14 protein-coding genes are annotated in these 15,411 nt (G+C 69.7%); 5 read left to right on the forward strand and 9 right to left on the reverse strand.

Translation table 11 applies throughout. The annotated features are described in order from the left end of the window. Nucleotides 1-20: 20 nt before the first annotated feature. Complete coding sequence (locus tag ABZ906_RS07230; RefSeq protein ID WP_361378556.1) at nt 21-317, reverse strand: hypothetical protein; 297 nt, start codon at nt 315-317, stop codon at nt 21-23. 248 nt (nt 318-565) lie between these two features. Between ABZ906_RS07230 and ABZ906_RS07235 the strand changes: the two genes are divergently transcribed. Next, complete coding sequence (locus ABZ906_RS07235; protein WP_361378559.1) at nt 566-1,507, forward strand: hypothetical protein; 942 nt, start codon at nt 566-568, stop codon at nt 1,505-1,507. A gap of 73 nt (nt 1,508-1,580) precedes the next feature. Here the strand turns inward: ABZ906_RS07235 and ABZ906_RS07240 are convergent, their stop codons facing one another. Then, nucleotides 1,581-1,790 (reverse strand): DUF6243 family protein, encoded by a 210-nt coding sequence (locus ABZ906_RS07240; protein ID WP_361378562.1) that lies wholly within the window; start codon nt 1,788-1,790, stop codon nt 1,581-1,583. A 351-nt stretch (nt 1,791-2,141) separates the two neighbouring features. Here ABZ906_RS07240 and ABZ906_RS07245 point away from each other — a divergent pair, with 351 nt between their 5' ends. After that, nucleotides 2,142-4,304 carry a PQQ-binding-like beta-propeller repeat protein gene (locus tag ABZ906_RS07245; protein WP_361378565.1) on the forward strand — a complete coding sequence of 721 codons (2,163 nt, stop codon included), beginning with the start codon at nt 2,142-2,144 and terminating at the stop codon, nt 4,302-4,304. A gap of 58 nt (nt 4,305-4,362) precedes the next feature. Further along, nucleotides 4,363-6,588 (forward strand): PQQ-binding-like beta-propeller repeat protein, encoded by a 2,226-nt coding sequence (locus tag ABZ906_RS07250; RefSeq protein ID WP_361378568.1) that lies wholly within the window; start codon nt 4,363-4,365, stop codon nt 6,586-6,588. A gap of 152 nt (nt 6,589-6,740) precedes the next feature. On the opposite strand, the gene snpA is transcribed toward ABZ906_RS07250, so the two are convergent. Then, nucleotides 6,741-7,412, reverse strand: coding sequence for a snapalysin (snpA, locus tag ABZ906_RS07255; RefSeq protein ID WP_361196421.1), 672 nt, complete (start codon nt 7,410-7,412; stop codon nt 6,741-6,743). 262 nt (nt 7,413-7,674) lie between these two features. After that, nucleotides 7,675-8,712: a hypothetical protein gene (locus ABZ906_RS07260; protein WP_361378571.1), complete on the reverse strand. Its 1,038-nt coding sequence runs from the start codon at nt 8,710-8,712 to the stop codon at nt 7,675-7,677. A gap of 59 nt (nt 8,713-8,771) precedes the next feature. Between ABZ906_RS07260 and ABZ906_RS07265 the strand changes: the two genes are divergently transcribed. Continuing rightward, nucleotides 8,772-9,668 carry an arginase family protein gene (locus ABZ906_RS07265; RefSeq protein ID WP_361378574.1) on the forward strand — a complete coding sequence of 299 codons (897 nt, stop codon included), beginning with the start codon at nt 8,772-8,774 and terminating at the stop codon, nt 9,666-9,668. Between the two features lie 92 nt (nt 9,669-9,760). On the opposite strand, the gene ABZ906_RS07270 is transcribed toward ABZ906_RS07265, so the two are convergent. Together ABZ906_RS07270 and ABZ906_RS07275 are read right to left on the reverse strand one after the other, a co-directional pair. Continuing rightward, entirely contained in the window at nt 9,761-10,006 is a 246-nt protein-coding gene (locus ABZ906_RS07270) for a hypothetical protein (protein WP_361196413.1), read from the reverse strand. 66 nt (nt 10,007-10,072) lie between these two features. Continuing rightward, the gene (locus ABZ906_RS07275) at nt 10,073-10,729 is read right to left on the reverse strand and encodes a hypothetical protein (protein ID WP_361378577.1); all 657 of its coding nucleotides are present in this window, start codon (nt 10,727-10,729) and stop codon (nt 10,073-10,075) included. A gap of 35 nt (nt 10,730-10,764) precedes the next feature. Between ABZ906_RS07275 and ABZ906_RS07280 the strand changes: the two genes are divergently transcribed. Then, the gene (locus ABZ906_RS07280) at nt 10,765-10,926 is read left to right on the forward strand and encodes a hypothetical protein (protein WP_361196409.1); all 162 of its coding nucleotides are present in this window, start codon (nt 10,765-10,767) and stop codon (nt 10,924-10,926) included. Here the strand turns inward: ABZ906_RS07280 and ABZ906_RS07285 are convergent. The 3 genes from ABZ906_RS07285 to ABZ906_RS07295 form a co-directional block, all read right to left on the reverse strand. Further along, a complete protein-coding gene (locus ABZ906_RS07285) occupies nt 10,923-11,822 on the reverse strand; it encodes a GNAT family N-acetyltransferase (RefSeq protein ID WP_361378580.1) in 900 nt (299 codons plus the stop codon). The two genes, ABZ906_RS07280 and ABZ906_RS07285, sit on opposite strands and share 4 nt — an antisense overlap. A gap of 200 nt (nt 11,823-12,022) precedes the next feature. After that, nucleotides 12,023-14,053, reverse strand: coding sequence for a hypothetical protein (locus ABZ906_RS07290; RefSeq protein WP_361196403.1), 2,031 nt, complete (start codon nt 14,051-14,053; stop codon nt 12,023-12,025). A gap of 40 nt (nt 14,054-14,093) precedes the next feature. After that, nucleotides 14,094-15,335, reverse strand: a complete 1,242-nt coding sequence (locus tag ABZ906_RS07295; RefSeq protein ID WP_361196400.1) for a carboxylate--amine ligase — start codon at nt 15,333-15,335, stop codon at nt 14,094-14,096. Nucleotides 15,336-15,411 lie beyond the last annotated feature (76 nt).

Below are 15,411 nucleotides of genomic sequence, written 5' to 3' on the forward strand. Positions count from 1 at the left end.
GAGGTCACCGCGCGAGCCCGTCACCTCATGTGGTCCACCCGCTGCAAGCCGAGGGTGAGGTGATCGAGCACGGCGTCGGGGTCCAGGTCGTAGGCCTTGGCAGCTACGCCGACGCTCAGTTCAGCGGCATGGGTCATCGCCCACAGCAACGCGCAGTGGGCCGCGGCGTCGTCATCGCCCAGCTGCCGCCTCAAGCGGTGGACCGCCTGCACGAGTTGGGCCTCGGAGGCGGGGGCGTATCCGTTCTGCAGGGAACCGCGCAAGAGCGCCATGGCCTCCAACGCGGCAGACGGTCGGTACTGGCTCTCGATGGGCATACGCGTTCCTTCCTGGCCTGCTCCGGCGGAATGTCCGGTGTTACCGCGAAGCTGCGGCGGCTTCCGCAGCTTCGCTGTTCACCTCCGCTGCCCTGGTCCGCCGCGTACACGCGTGGTGCCACCCGTGCGGTGGACGCCGGCGCGGGCCGAACCGAACGTGAGCGTGGCATTCGGTCACGGATGCGGGCGGACCCGGCGGTAGGCTTCGCCGATTCCCGAACCGATCATCAGAAGGGCACGGCCTCGGCATGACGGCGGAGCAGAACATCCGGTTGAACTCGATTCTCCGGGCTGAGATCAACCTGCCCTGCCCCGCCGAGGGGGACGCCTACCGGCAGTTGGGGCGCGGCTGGTTCACGCAGGCCGTGGGCTCGCTGGCCGGAGCGCTCGGTGACGGCTTCGACTACGGTCTGGACCTCACCGCCCCGGCCCTGGCCAACAAGGGAAGCGGCCCTTTCGGGGCACCCGGAACGCTTTGGGCCTCCTTCCTCTACTACAAGACCACCCGCAGACGGCAGCGACTGGTCGCGACCTACTTCTCCCCCGCCAACTGGCACGACTTCCTCCAAGAGCTCGACAACCGGCCCCTCGATGCACGACTGCAGCTGGCACTGCTCGACGACGAAGGTCAGCCCGGTGAGCCCTGGCTCGAGGTCTCGGCCACCCGTGACGACGATGCGCCGGGCGTGGTGTCTCTGATCGCCGTGCGTACGACGGAGGAGTTCCAGGACCCGGCGACGGCGGACGACGCACAGCGGCGCTGGGAGTCCTTCCTGCGACACCAGGTCGAGAGCCGCGGCAGCGTTCTCTACGCCTCCGTGGCCGACGACGCGGACTACATCACCGGCCGCACCGCCCTCGAAGACGGTCTCGGCCTGCTCCCGGGGGACACCCTGCCCGAGCTGGAGACGACGCTGCGCGGCTACGGATGGCTGACCGTCTGCTCGCCCGGCGTCCTCACGGCCCTGGGCGGCGTCCCCGCCCTGCGGGCCGGCGGAGCCTTCGCCGAGGTGGCCCCGCTTCCCGGCGGCGGTGCCTGGCTCAAGGCGACAGACCGCATCCACGCCTACACCGACGCCCGGGTACGGGCCGTCTTCGACGCGCTCGCGCCGGTCCTGCCCCCGGGCAAGCCGGTGCCGTCGATCGCGTCAGAGACATGCCGGCTGGTGTACGAGGCTCCCGTGCAATAAGGGCAGGGCCCGGACCGCGCGTCGCGGTCCGGGCCCTGCCCCCCGTGCGGTGCCGCCCTGCGGCGGCGGTGCATCAGCTCTGTGCGGTGTCCTCGCCGGCCTGCCCGGCGCCCTTGGCCGCGTCGGTCTTCTCGCGCATCTTGCGCAGCAGCTCCGCCTTCTGCTCGGCGGCACCCCGGCGGTCGAGGTTGCGGTGCGGGCCGTTGTTCTGCCGCTCGGCGCGGGACAGCTTCTTGCGCTGGCCGCCGCCCATGCCCACGGGGTTGTTGATGTTCTTGCTCACGGGTTCTCCCGGAAAGAGGTGAAGTGATCTACGGATACGTCGGCGAGGAGGGACGGGCGCGGCGACATCGCGAGGACGTCAGCAGGGGCCCGTCACGCTGTCACTCGTAAATCAGCGTCTGGAAGAACATGACCACGACATTACCCGGTTCCGCCGGGTACGCCCACCAGGTATCCGCCGCCCCGGCGTCGTAAGCGGCGGGTGCGTCGGGAGTGGCGTCGGTGCGCGAGGACGGGAACCGGGGTCGTGTTACTCAAGTCCTCTACTGTGTCCGGGAGATGGATCTCGGGCAGCAGTCAGGGTGAGGCCGGCGCCCGGTGGGGCGGGCAGGACGCGGACCGGAGGACAAGCGTGACGGTGTACGCACCACTGACCCCCGCGGACCCCGAGCGGATCGGGCGGCACCTGCTGGTGGCGCGGCTCGGCCAGGGCGGCATGGGCCGCGTCTATCTGGCCCGCTCGCCCGGTGGGCGCGTGGTCGCCGTGAAGGTCGTACGGTCCGCTCTGGTCGACGCCCCCGGATTCCGGCAGCGGTTCGTCCGCGAGGTAGCAGCCGCGCGCCGCATCAAGGGCATCCATACCGCCGCGGTGGTCGACGCCGATCCCGAGGGCACCCCGGCCTGGCTGGCCACCGAGTACGTGCCGGGGCTTTCCGTGGGTGACGCCGTTGCCGGGTACGGCCCCTGGCCGGAGCAGGCGGTCAGGCGTCTGGGGGCCGCACTCGCCGAAGCCCTGCAGACCATCCACCGCTCCGGGGTGGTGCACCGTGACCTGAAGCCTTCGAACGTCCTGCTTGCCGCGAACGGCCCCTGCGTCATCGACTTCGGCATCTCGATCACTCCCGAGGACACGGCCCTGACGGAGACCGGAATGGTGGTCGGCACCCCGGGTTTTGTGGCGCCGGAGCAGCTGCACGGCGAAAGAAGCGGCCCGGCCGGGGACGTCTTCGCCCTCGGTGCGGTCCTGGCGTACGCGGCAACGGGAGCCGGCCCCTTCGGGGGCGGCGCGGGGCACGCCGTGAATTTCCGTGTCCTGCATCAGCAGCCCGACCTGGGCGGGCTGCCCGGCGCGCTCCGTGAGGTGGTGTCCCGCTGCCTGGCGAAGGACCCGGACGGGCGCCCCGGCATGGCGGACCTGCTGGACGAGTGGGGTGACGCGACGCGGACAGACGGCCGTGCCGAGGAGGCCGGTTGGCTGCCCGCGCCCGTGGCCGCGGAGATCGACCGTATCCGCCACGCGCCGCTGCCGGACACCCGCGTCGAGGCCGCTGCCCCTCCCCAGACACCCTCAGACCCACCTGAAATAGCGGGAGTTGTCTCCATCGGCGGTCATCCGGACGCCTCGCCGGGTTCCGGCGCGGCCGGCCCTGCGGACGCTGCTCCGGCCTCTGAGCGCCCACGCTCCTTGCCCCGGCGTCGGGTGCTGGCGGCCCTCGCCGTGGCAGGAGCCGGCGCGGCCGGTGGGACGGCCATGGCTCTGGACGGCCTCTGGCCGCGGGACGACGACAAGCCAACTAACGCCACTTCACATGTGCGGCAGTTGTGGTCCGTCCGCTTGACCGGTGACCTGACCCTCGGGGTGGTCGCGGAGGGATTGGTCGGTCTTGGCAACCGCGAGCTGGACGCCCCGGGTGCCGCGCGTGTTCTGGACGCCGGTACCGGCAGCCTTCGATGGCAGAAGCGGGGAATCGGCAAAGCAACCGACGTCACCAGCGTCTCCGAAGGCGTCGTGTACTACGGCAGCGGCGATTACCTGTACGCCGTCGATGCAGCCGACGGCGAAATCCGCTGGAAGTACAAAACAGGTCTCCTGCGATTTGTGCCGATCACCTCAGGGGACAGGACGTGCCTGTTCATCCCGCAAGGCCTCGTCGTATTCAACGCCACCTCCGGCAAGCCTCTGTGGTCGTACCTGTTCGACAAGGGAGAAACCGAGGAGCTCGTGGCCGTCGACGGCACGGTCTATCTCTGCGGCCAGCGGACGCTGCACGCCGTGAGCACCGCGTCGCACAAGCGGGTCTGGACGTTCGACGCGGACAGCAAGCTGATCACTTTGCCGGTCGTCGCCGCCGGAACCGTCTACTGCGGCGGGCTCGACGGCACGCTGTACGCCGTGGACGCCAGGACCGGCAAGAAGCAGTGGCAGCACAGATTCGACGGCAAGCTCTGGGATCCGCGTATCGCGGGCGGGGCCGACGCCCCAGTCGTGTCCGGCGGCATCGTGTACTTCGAGAACACCGCCTACGTCACGGCCTTCGACACCCGGACCGGGAAACAGGTGTGGCAGCACACGTCGACCGCGAAGGACATTCGCCTCCTGGGCGTATCGGCCGGATCCGTCTTCCTCGCGGAACCCGACGGGACACTGCGTGTTCTCGACGCCGGCACCGGCCGCCGGCAGTGGGAGGAGAAGCTGCCGCGGTCCGCGGTCGACAGTTGGCGTCCGAAGTTCGCCGACGGAGTCATCTACTACGAGGACGGCAAGCGGCTGCGCGCCGTGACACCTGCACGCTGAACCGCAACGAGCAGCACTCGACGCAGCGCCGGCATCGGTGCATCGAAGGGAGAGCCAGGTGGCGGGGCACGCACCGCTGGAGACGGGAGACCCGGAGCAGGTCGGCCCCTACCGGATCCTGGGCAGACTCGGCGCGGGCGGGATGGGGCGGGTCTACTTGGCCCGCTCGCCCGGCGGCCGCAACGTCGCCGTGAAGGTGGTGCGCGAGGAACTCGCCGACGACGTGGCATTCCGGCGGCGCTTCGCCCGCGAGGTCGCCGCCGCACGGCAGGTCACCGGCTACTTCACCGCCGCGGTCATCGACGCCGCCACGGACGCCGACCCGCCCTGGCTCGCCACCGCCTACGTGCCCGGCCCATCCCTGGGCCAGGCCATCACCGAGCACGGTGCCTGGCCGGAGCAGCCTGTCCTGGCCCTGGGCGCCGCCCTGGCCGAGGCGCTGGAAAGCCTACGCGCACAGGGCATCGAGCATCGCGACCTCAAACCCCCCAACGTCCTGCTCGCCGACGACGGCCCGCGCATCATCGACTTCGGCATCTCACGGGCCGTCGACGACACCCAACTGACCCTGACCGATGCCGTGGTCGGCACCCCCGGCTATATACCGCCCGAAGTGCTCCTGGGCCGGCGCGCCGGGCCCGCCGGTGATGTGTTCGCCCTGGGCGCGGTCCTGGTGTACGCAGCGTCCGGCAAGGGGCCCTTCTCCGGCGGCGCGGCACACTTCGTCAACTATCGGGCCGTCCACGAAGCCCCTGACCTGACGGGCGTGCCGGACCGCGTCGCCCGCCTCGCGGCCCGCTGTCTCGACAAGGATCCCGACCGGCGCCCCACGGCGGCACAGCTGGTCGGGGAACTCGCGAAGCCGGCGGCACTGCGGCCCGGCGCAAGCATCGCCTCCGGCTGGCTGCCACAGGCGGTGGCCGCCGAGATCTCCCGCGTCCGGGACACCTCTTGGCCGGACCCGCCTTCCGGGACCGTGCCCCTCAGACCCGCCAGCGCGCCTTCGCCGGACGACACAGAGCCCGGGCCGCCCGCCGACGTCCCGCGAACCTCCCTCGCCACCGTCGCGCTCGGGCCTGAGCGGAAGGCCGGGAAGCGCCCGCGCCGCGCCGCGCGTACGGCCCTGATCGGTCTCGCCTCCGCCGCGGCCCTGGCACTGCTCATCACCATCGGAGTCGTCCTGCGCGGCGGGGACGGCGGCGGCACCGAGGCGGCGGGCAAGGACTCCGCGCCAGGAAGGATGACCCTCGACGAGGAGTGGTCGTACGACGAGCCTCCCATCGACGCACCGGTGATCGCCGACGGCAGGGTGTACTTCACCGACCGCGGCGGCGCCCTGCACGCTGTCGATGCCCGGAGCGGTCACCAGGACTGGTCGTACAAGGGCCTGGACGAGGCACGCTATCCGAGCACGTTCGGCGGGGCGGTGTACGTCACCAACCTCGACTCCTGGACACTGCACTCCGTCGATCCGGCCGACGGGACCAAACGCTGGGCGTTCCGGGCCGAGGACAAGAAGGGCGATCCCCTGGGCGGCTTCTCGCCGCTCGCGGCAGTGGGAGACACCGTCTACGTGGCGAGTTACTACCTCGAAAGCGACACGGTGCTCCATGCGCTCGATGCCAGGACCGGGCGCGAGCGCTGGCACCGCGACTTCGGCAGCGGGTTGTCAAAGGCCCTGACCGTCGCGGACGGCGTGATCTACGTGGGTGCCAGCGAACACCAACAGCCGTACCTCTACGCTCTCTCCGCCGGCAACGGCAAGCAACGCTGGCGGATCAAGGCCGGCGAGCGCCACGGAAACGCGTCCTTCGTCGTCGCTCACGGGGACACCGTCTACTTCAGCGTGCGCTACGGCGACCGCATGTACGCGGCGGACGCCGCGAGCGGGAAGGTGCGCTGGTCGGCCCGTTCGGACCTGGAGGCCGCGGAGTGGGTATATGCCGCCACTGCCGACGGCGTCGTGTACGCCACCGCCACGGACGACGGCTCCGACACGGGCCAAGGCCGCGCGTACGCTTTCGACTCCGACTCCGGCAAACGCCTGTGGGAACACAGCACCGAAGGCAACATCTCGCATCCGGTGCTCGAAGACGGCACGTTGTACATCAGCGACAGCGGCACCCTGCGTGCCTTGAGCCCGAGCACCGGAGACCCCCGGGGCCAGGCACCCCTTGCGACCCAGCCGACGGCCTTCGCGGTGTCCGGCGATCACGTGTACTTCAACAGCAGCGACGAGAAACTGCGCGCCGCGCGCATCACCCTGACACCCGCGAAGGACTGACACCCGTGGGGCGTCGGAGCCGGCCGCGGCGGCGCGACTTCTTCCTCCCGGGGATGAGTACCCGTGACGGGAGGAGCGCGCGCCGCACGCGGCCGGGGCGGTACGAGGGCTGTTCAGCTGTATGCGTCAAACCGCCCGGAGGTGGTGCGCGGTCAGCGGACCTTCGTCAGCTCGCCCTTGTCCTTGAGGGTGGCGATCCCGTTGGCCCAGAGGCTGTTGACCCGCTGGCGCTCCTGCGCGTTCGGGTAGGCGTTGGTGCAGGAGGTGCCGGGGCCGCCGCCGGACATGAGCTCGCTGCACGGGCCCGAGTAGTGGTCGGGCAGGCCGAGCACGTGGCCCGTCTCGTGGGCCGTCACGCGGGTGGAGTTGTACTGCTGGTTCTGCCGGTAGTCCAGGAAGATGTAGCCGCGGCCGTGCCCGTCGGTGGAGGCGTACGAGCCGCGCGAGTCATTGCCCTCGCGGTACTGGAAGTTGCCGGTCGAGCTGGTCTCCTGCAGCTTCACATTGCTGACCGAGGAGTTCCAGATCTGCGTGCTCTGGGCTATCTGGCTGCGGAAGCTGGGCGCCCGGCTGGTGTTGTAGGTGACGGTGACGACCTGGATGCCCGGCTTGGCCGCCTGCTTCTCCAGCGCCGACTTCATGACGGCGTCGAAGAAGGCCCGGTTGGCGGCCTCGTTCTCGGCCGAGCCCGCGTACGCCGACGTGGCGTTCGTGGAGGCGGTCTCGGGCGCGGGTGCCGCGAACGCCGAGGGGGCTGCGGCGAGCGAGCCGACGAGAGCGGCGGCGCCCAGGACGGCGAGGATGCTGGTGCGGGGTCTGTTCACGGGGGGTGTGTCCCTTCCGGGAGTCCGGTGGCCTGGATGGCCAGGGGGTGGCCGGGAGCTCCCGGGCACGGGGGTGCCCGGGATCCCGGGACCGGAGGCCTGCGGATGCGGGCTTTGGTCGGGACGAGTATCGGGAAAGCGGGGCTCGTTCGTACCGATACCATTCGGTGATAGCAGCAGAGCATCAACTGGTATGCGCCAACCGTGACTTGCCGCATCGCGCGCTGGGATCCGCGCCTGGCGGAGACCTGCGTTTGCTCTGCTAGTCGGTGACGTCGGGATTGCTGTTCACGATGTCCTCGGCGGTCTGCCACAGCCGGGGCAGGAAGCGGGTCACTTCCCGGGCCCGGTGGATGAGGTCACCGGTGGAGCTGATGCCGAGGTCGGCGACGGCCGCCCGGAAGGCAGGGGCGAGGGCTTCGCCCAGCTGGGGGGCGTCGGCGGCCAGGATGGTGTGGCAGCGGGCGAAGGTCGCGATGATCCAGAAGACCGCCTCGCGGTGGTCCCCCGAGTCGATGAGCCTCTGGCTGCCGTCGATCACGACGGGCCGTGCGGCGGAGGTGATGTCACTGCTGAAGAAGAACGGGGTCTTTGCCACTGGGACGGTGGCGTCGAACGTCGTGGTGAGTTCACGCAGATGATGCCGGACACGGTCCGCGGTCAGGTGTGCGCAGCCGAGAAGGTCCAGTAGTTCCGGGTAGAGGCCGAGGTGGCCGTAGTCGGTGAGGACCTCGCGCGCGGCCGGATAGCGCAGGCGGACGGTGGGGTTGCGCAGGGCGGCGACGAGAAGGACGTGGCAGGTCACGCCGGTGGGGAACAGCCAGGACAGCACCTGCTCGTGGTACGGCGCCGAGGTGTCGATCGCGGCGAGGCGGTTCTCGACGCGGTGGCGGGCGTCCAGGCACCTGCGGCGGACCCAGTACCGCTCGGCGAAATGGCGCGATACATGAGCTTGCAGTCCGCGCAGCTCGCCGGTGGGGTCATCGATGATCGTGTCCGTGCGGAAGTTGCCGGCCAGGTGATAGGCCGTCAGAACATGGTCGAGGGAGGCAATCTCGGACCGGGGCAGGTAGCTGACTTCCAGCAGGACACCCCGGAAGCGGAGTTTCCCCGGCTTGGCCGGTGGGTCCTGGTGGGCGGTGACGACGAAGATGTCGATGTCGGAGGAAGGCGGCAGCTCCGCGTCGTCCGGCAGCCCGACGGTCGAGCCGCTGAAGTACGCGCCCCGGAAGGCGGCATCGGCGCGGGCGTGTAGGGCGACCCACTGGATCGCGGCGGAACGTGCCAGTCCGACCTGCACAGCCGAATCCCCCCGAATACGTGTGGAAGCTCTGGCATTGTTCCAGGCAGACTGGCCCGATGCGCCGTCTCGTTGTCATTGACGCCCCGTCCAATCTCGGCCTCCGGCCGCCCACCGAAGGCAGTGTGCCCGGCTGCTACAAGCTGGCGGGGGCGCTGCGCGAACAGCGGCTGGTCCAGCGGATCGGGGCGCACGAGGGCGGAGTGGTCGTCCCGCCCCGCTACGACCGCGGCGGCTGGCGGGAGGGCGACGGCGTGTTCAACGCCGGGGCGATCGCCGCGTACACCCGCAAGCTCGCCGACCGCATCGAGCACCACGTCCGGGCCGGAGACTTCCCGGTCGTCCTGGGCGGGGACTGTTCCATCCAGCTCGGCGCCTCGCTCGCCCTGCGCCGTATCGGGCGGTACGGAATCGCCGTCATCGACGGCTCCGCGGACTTCCGCCACCCCGGGAACTCCGACCGTGTCGGTGCCGCGGGCGGCGAGGAGTTGGCCATCGCCACCGGCCGCGGTCAGAGGGACCTGACGGATCTCGAAGGGCTGCGGCCGTACATCAGGGACGAGGATGTACGGGTCTTCGGCATCCGGGACTACGACGAGGAGCGGGCCGAGCTCACGGAGCTGAAGATCACGAACGCGACGGTCGGGGAGATCCGGGAGTGGGGTGCCGGGGAACTGGCGGGCGCGGTGCTGCAGTCGCTCGAAGTACCGGTGACCGAGGGATTCTGGGTGCATCTGGACGCGGACGTGCTGGATCCCTCCGTCATGCCCGCCGTCGACAGCCCCGATCCCGGCGGGCTGCTGCCCGACGAACTCATTCCGCTGTTGCGGACCTTGGTGCAGTCGGAGCGGTGTGTCGGCTTCAACCTCACCATCTACGACCCCGACCTCGACCCCGACGGCTCCGCAGCCGCCCTCTTGGCCGACATCCTCCAGGCGGCCTTCGCCCGCCCTTGACCGGAAGCGGGCCCTGGGGGGGCGGGCCCGTCAGCACCGAGGCACCGCATCACGCGCCTGGCCAGCGACCTCGCGGTCAACGACAGAGGGGGTCAACTCGCCCAGTCGTTTTCCGCCCGAAGTCGCTGGCGTGCTGCGTCAAGCCGCTGGCCGTAATCCGCCGCGAACAACTCGGGAAGTGTCGTGTCCAACGTTCCGGCGATTCGGTGGATCGGTGACCACACGGCGGGATCGTCGATGACGCGACTGAGGTCCGTCATCTGGAGCTTCTCCAGCCAATCGGACAGCACCAGTGCCTCGTCATGCGTGAGTTTGACCGTGATCTGGTTGTCGCTCATGCGCCCCCAAGCCCTTCACCTCGAGTTCGACCACACAAACCTGCTGCGCGCGCCGTAATGGGATCTCTAGTCGACCGGCAGGCCCAGGAATTTCGCCGGAGCCAGGGCGAGGAACTTCCCCATTGCGGTGTGCAGTTGGGTTTCCGCAGCGCTGCCGGGCTCGGTCACCAGGCTGCGGAACGTCAGCTCCAGGACCCGGTCGCCCTGGCGTACCAGCAGCGTGGTGATCCGGGCCTGCTGCCCGGGCGAACCGGCGAGCATCGTCCGCATCAGTGCCTCGTCGCCGAACCGCTGCTCGACTTCGAGCGGCTTGCTCGGGTCGTCGGCCGGGTCGACCACCTGGAGGGGGATTTCCTGGTCGCCGGCGCTGACCGTCCAGGCCGGGCACTGGGCGTACACCTGCCGCATGTCGGCCATCCAGGTCACGGCGGCCCCCGCGGTCCGTTCCGAGACCCCTTCGTCGACGACGATCGACGCATCGGCGGTCACGAACGAGGTCCTGACCTCCCTCGGGGGCTTGTCGGTGAACGTCCGGTTCAGCAGAGCCGTGCTTTCCGGGGTCGGGCCCGTCATCGGCGGCGGGTCCTCGTCGGACGAGGGCGAGGACATCTCGGTGAAGTCTTCCAGGCCTGCCGGGGCCAGATCCACGGCCCGGACCAACAACTGCTCCAGGCCTCCCGACCGGGCATCCGAAGCTGATGACGAACCCTCAGAAATGCTCACAAGTCTCCCCCTGATCAAGACACGGATCGTGCGCGGTGAGCGCCGCCCCGCCGACGGGGGCAGCGACACCAGAGGAGGAGACCATATGCCACCCCGCTCCCGCCGCCACCTGCGCACTGCTGGTGAGCGATCCGGGCCTGTCCTCGGACCGGACCGCTCACCGCACGCTGTTCCTCGCCGGGCCGCTGGGCCTCTAGGCCTCTTGGCCCGCCGGGTGGAAGTTGATGCGTTCACGGACGACGGGGAAGCCCGCCCTGGTGAAGTTCGCGGCCATGGGGAAGTTGCCGCGGTCCGTCGCTCCGGTGACGAACTCCGCGCCCCGCTCGACCAGGAAGTGCGTGCACTCCGCGAGGAGGTCGTAGGCATGGCCGTGGCCGCGCTGTTCCGGGACGACTCCGATGAAACCGACGGTCGGGCCGGAGGGGTTGTGTGCCGGGATATGGATGCCGACCAGGTCGCCCTCCGGCGTGTGTGCGACCTGCCACCACTCCCGTGGGGAGGGGCACCAGTGGAAGAAGTCGAGTTCCTCCCGGGCCGCCCGGTCGAGGCCGCCCTCCTCGATGGCCTTCAGCGCGTGGGCGTCCAGGGTGACGGAGTGGATGCGCCGCAACGCGTCGAAGAACACGGAGTCGTCGGGCTCGGCGCTGAAGCGCAGGCGTCCGGGCCGCTCGGGCAGACCTCGTTCCGGGGTCCAGCGGTACAGGAAGCGTTCCACCAGGAGTTCGTACCCGGCGGCCCGTGCGGCGGCGAAGCGCGCCTCGGCCGCGGCGCGCAGGTGGGGCGTGTCCCGCCAGTCGCCGGGCAGGTTGATTTCGAGTTCGACCTGCCGGGGAGCGGAGCGCAGGAGTTCGGCACCGGCCTCCTCCTCGCCCTCGGCCACGTCGAACCAGTTGATGTTGACGGGCTCCGGATCGTCGGGGCCGCCCCACCACGCGCCGCGTGCGACGACCTGGCCGTCGCGCAGGACGACGCGCTTCCAGTCGGGGCGGAACTGGGTACGCCGATGGGCTTCACGAGCGCCCAGCGGGTCGGGGAGTGCGTCGAAGAGATGTGCGTCGCTCGCGGAGAGCGCGCGGATGACCAGATCGGTCATGGATTCCTCCGGGATACAGGCTGCTTGGAGCGCTCCCGGTCAGAACTGACGAGCCACGCCGGGACAGCGGCAGAGGGAGCGCGGGAAAGGTGTGAACTGCACGGCACTCGCCTCCTTCCGTCCGTCTCAGGGCGTGAACGCACACGCTACGCACTCTCCCGCCGCCCGTCCACGCATTTCCGCGCCCCTTGGCCGCGGGCTCACAAGGTCGTGGGACCTTCGAGGGCCTGCAGCGTCCCCGCGGGCAGCCGGTCGTCGCCCCAGCTGCGCTCGATGTAGCCGATGGTCCGCGTGATGTCTTCGGCGGGCACCCGCTCCGGTTCGCCGTGTTCGAGCGGGTCGGCGTGGAAGATGTACAGCCGCGAGGCGAACTGGTCGAAGGGCAGGGATGCCTCGCCGAACCGTTCGCCGTTGCCCGCGGTGGAGACGACGACGCCGTCGCCCCAGTCCTGGCCGCTGTCGTTGTTCGGGTTGAAGAAGTACACCCGCATGACGTCCTGGGGGTCCGGCGCGGCCCGCAGGATCGTGATGGCGTGCCAGCCGACGTAGCGGGCCGCGCTGTCGGTGACGGCGACACCGGCCGGCTGCGGATGGATCAGCGGCTGCTCGCCGTTGTACGTGGGGTGGTAGCTGGCGTGGAACTGCCGCAGGAAGTCGTCGAGGTCGACCAGGTTTCCGGTCTCCACGTCGACGTTGATGTGGAAGCCGCGGCACGCCCACCAGCCGTGGAACTCGGGGTTGATCCACCGGTGCGGGTCCCCCGGCCGCCCGGCGCAGTGCCGCCCCATCTCGGCGTAGATCCGGTCCAGATGCGGCACCAGGAGCAGGGATACGGGGTCCAGGTCCATCGGCAGCGTGGTCGCGACGCCGCCCACGCTGTCCTTCGACGAGATGGGCTGTCCCTCGAAGTGCATGAGGATCTCGTCGTCGCGGGCCGCCCAGACCACCATCTGCAACAGGTAGTCCGGGTCGTTGTAGGACCACATCGACAGCGCGCGGGCCGACTGGCAGGTGGGGTTGTCGCCCTGGCCGACGCCGAGCGGCTGGCCCAGCATCGAGAGCACCCCCGCGACCAGCCGCGCCCGGGGACCCGGCTCCTCGCCGAACACGCTCGTCAACCGCTCGCGCGCCGCCGGGGAGAGCTCGAGGGCCAGCTGGCGCCAGAGCGCGGGCACCACCGGCGGCTCGTAGAGGATGCCGCGGTCCAGCAGCAGCGCAAGACCGTAGACGCTCTGCGCGGTCTGGGGGTGTATGGCCACCTCGATCAGCCGGTGCACCAGTTCGCTGTAGCGCATCAGGCAGTTCCGGCCGGTGTCGGACAGACCGAGCGCCTCACCGAGGAGGTAGTCGCTCTCGCGCAGCAAGAACCGGAGCAGTTCCGCGTGGTAGGCCGAGACAAGACCGGTGTCGTGCATCGCCCGCGCGAAGCCCGTCGCCTCGTTCTGCAGGCCGCCGGAGTCCATCGCCTCGAGCCGGGAACGGAAGACGTCGAGGCCCGGATCGTCCCGGCACGCCTCGGTGGTCCCGAACAGGCTGGTGATGAGCCGGTCTATGCCAAGGCCGGACGCCACGCCCAGCGCGACGTCCGGGTCGCTGCGGTAGACCGCGATCCTTGTGATCAGGGCCTGTACGGCCTCGACCTGGATGGGACGCTGGCGCAGGATCCGCCAGATCTCGTCGACCAGGTTGTCCAGGACGCTGTCGTAGCCGATCTCGTCAGCGAGGTGGCGGAACAGGTCCCGGATGAGTTGTGCGGTGCGGCCCTGCTGGGTGCGCTCCGCCTCGGTGGGCGGGGTGAACAGCAGTTCCAGGTTGGTTGCCAGGATCTGGGAGAGGAACTGGCGGGCGTCCTCGGCGGGCAGCGTCGGGTGGGCGAAGTCGCCGCGGGCGACCGCGAGCATCCGCAGCTCGCTGGTCGCCTCCATGACGACGGTGTCGGCGTTCCCGCTGTGCAGGCTCGGGCCGACCAGCGCGGGGACAAGGATCTCCGGGGACGCCCAGTCCGTCCCCAGGAAGAGCCCGGCTTCCTCCAGGGCCTGCGCCCTGGCCTGGATCGCCGCGGCGCCGCCCGGCTGCATGAGCACGCGCCGCAAGGCTTCCAGGACCCGCCGCAGCTTGGTGTGCTTGCCGAAGTCGCGGGTTTCGGCCATGGCCTGGGTGGCGTCGTCCAGTGAGGCCAGGCGCTTGTTGAGCGGCGTGGCCCCACCGTTGACGTCGACGGTCGGATTCAAAGCGATTCCCTCGGGTTGGCCTCCTGCGTCCACGGTGTCGTCAGACGTAGAAGTCGAGCTCTTCCTGCTTCTTCAACAGGTCGCGCATACGGTAGGGGTCTTCACCGAAGAAGTAGACCAGGCCCCAGTGTGTGCCGAAGGCAGTCCTCTTGGTGACGGTCTCCTCGAGCGGCGTCGAGAGGTCGTGCGACTCGTAGTAGTCGTCGTCCTCGGTCTCCTCCGGGATCTCCAGTTCGCTGACGACGCGGCGGCGCGGGTAGACGCCGAAGCAGCCGGCGATCCCGGACGCGTCGACGACCTCGCGCGGGAAGAAGGCGTCGATCTCCTCCTCCGTCGTCTTCGGGTCGAACGCCAGGACGAGCCCCTGGTAGGCGTTGAAACCGTAGGCCCGCTCGAGCAGCTCGAACACCTTGAAGCCCGGTGGCCGGTAGGCGACCTCGCCGAAGTACATCTCGCCGTCGCTGGTGACGAAGTACTCCGGGTGCACGAAGCCGAATTCGATGTCGAACGTCTTGATGAGCTTCTCGATCTGGGCGGTGATCTGCGGACGGTACCGCTCCAGTTCCGGGGTGGCCGGCACGAACACCGAATAGCCCAGCGTGACGTACTCGGAGATGTTGAGGAACTTGATCTTTCCGTTGTGTACCCACGCCTCGACCGCGAACTCCCAGCCGTCGAGGTGGGATTCCATCAGGACGGGGAATTCCTCCTCCGGGATCATGTCGATCTCGTCCGGGGTGCGGATGACGCGGTGCCCGAGGCAACCTGCCTTGTCGAACGCCTTGAGGTGGATCGGGTCGTTCGGGTCGCCGTCCAGCTTGAGCAGGGTCTGGTTGACCCGCTTGAGGAAGCGGATCACGTCGTCGCGGTCGTGGGCCTCCTCGAAGATCCCGACCCGGATGCCGCCCAGTTGCGCGCGGCGCTTCATCAGCGCCTTGTCCCGCAGCAGCATGGCCTGACCGTACAGCCGCGGATTGTCGAGCAGGACGGAGTTGATGGCCCCCGCCCATTCGACCGTCTCCTCGTACAGCGGGATCGCGACGTCGACACCCTCGTTCTGCAGCGTCTCGGCGATCTCCATGGAACGGTCGTTGAGCCGTTCAAAATCCCATGGCACGAAGGGGATATCGTGCTCGACGCAGTACTCCTCGGCCCACTCCGGGGCCACGACGACGTATCGCCGGTCGAACCGGTCTAGCGCTTCCACCGCATTGAGACTCCAGCCGAGCAGCGCCACATAGCCTTTGTCGGGGTTCTTGGTGGCCGGTTCGCCTTGTGTCATAGGCCGTTTCTCCTTCAGTGCGCTCGTCGACGGCGTGCCGGGCACGACCGTGCCCGGCGTTCCGCCGCGCAGAGCC

The sequence above is a fragment of the Streptomyces sp. NPDC046925 genome, assembly GCF_040644915.1.
Lineage (GTDB): Bacteria > Actinomycetota > Actinomycetes > Streptomycetales > Streptomycetaceae > Streptomyces.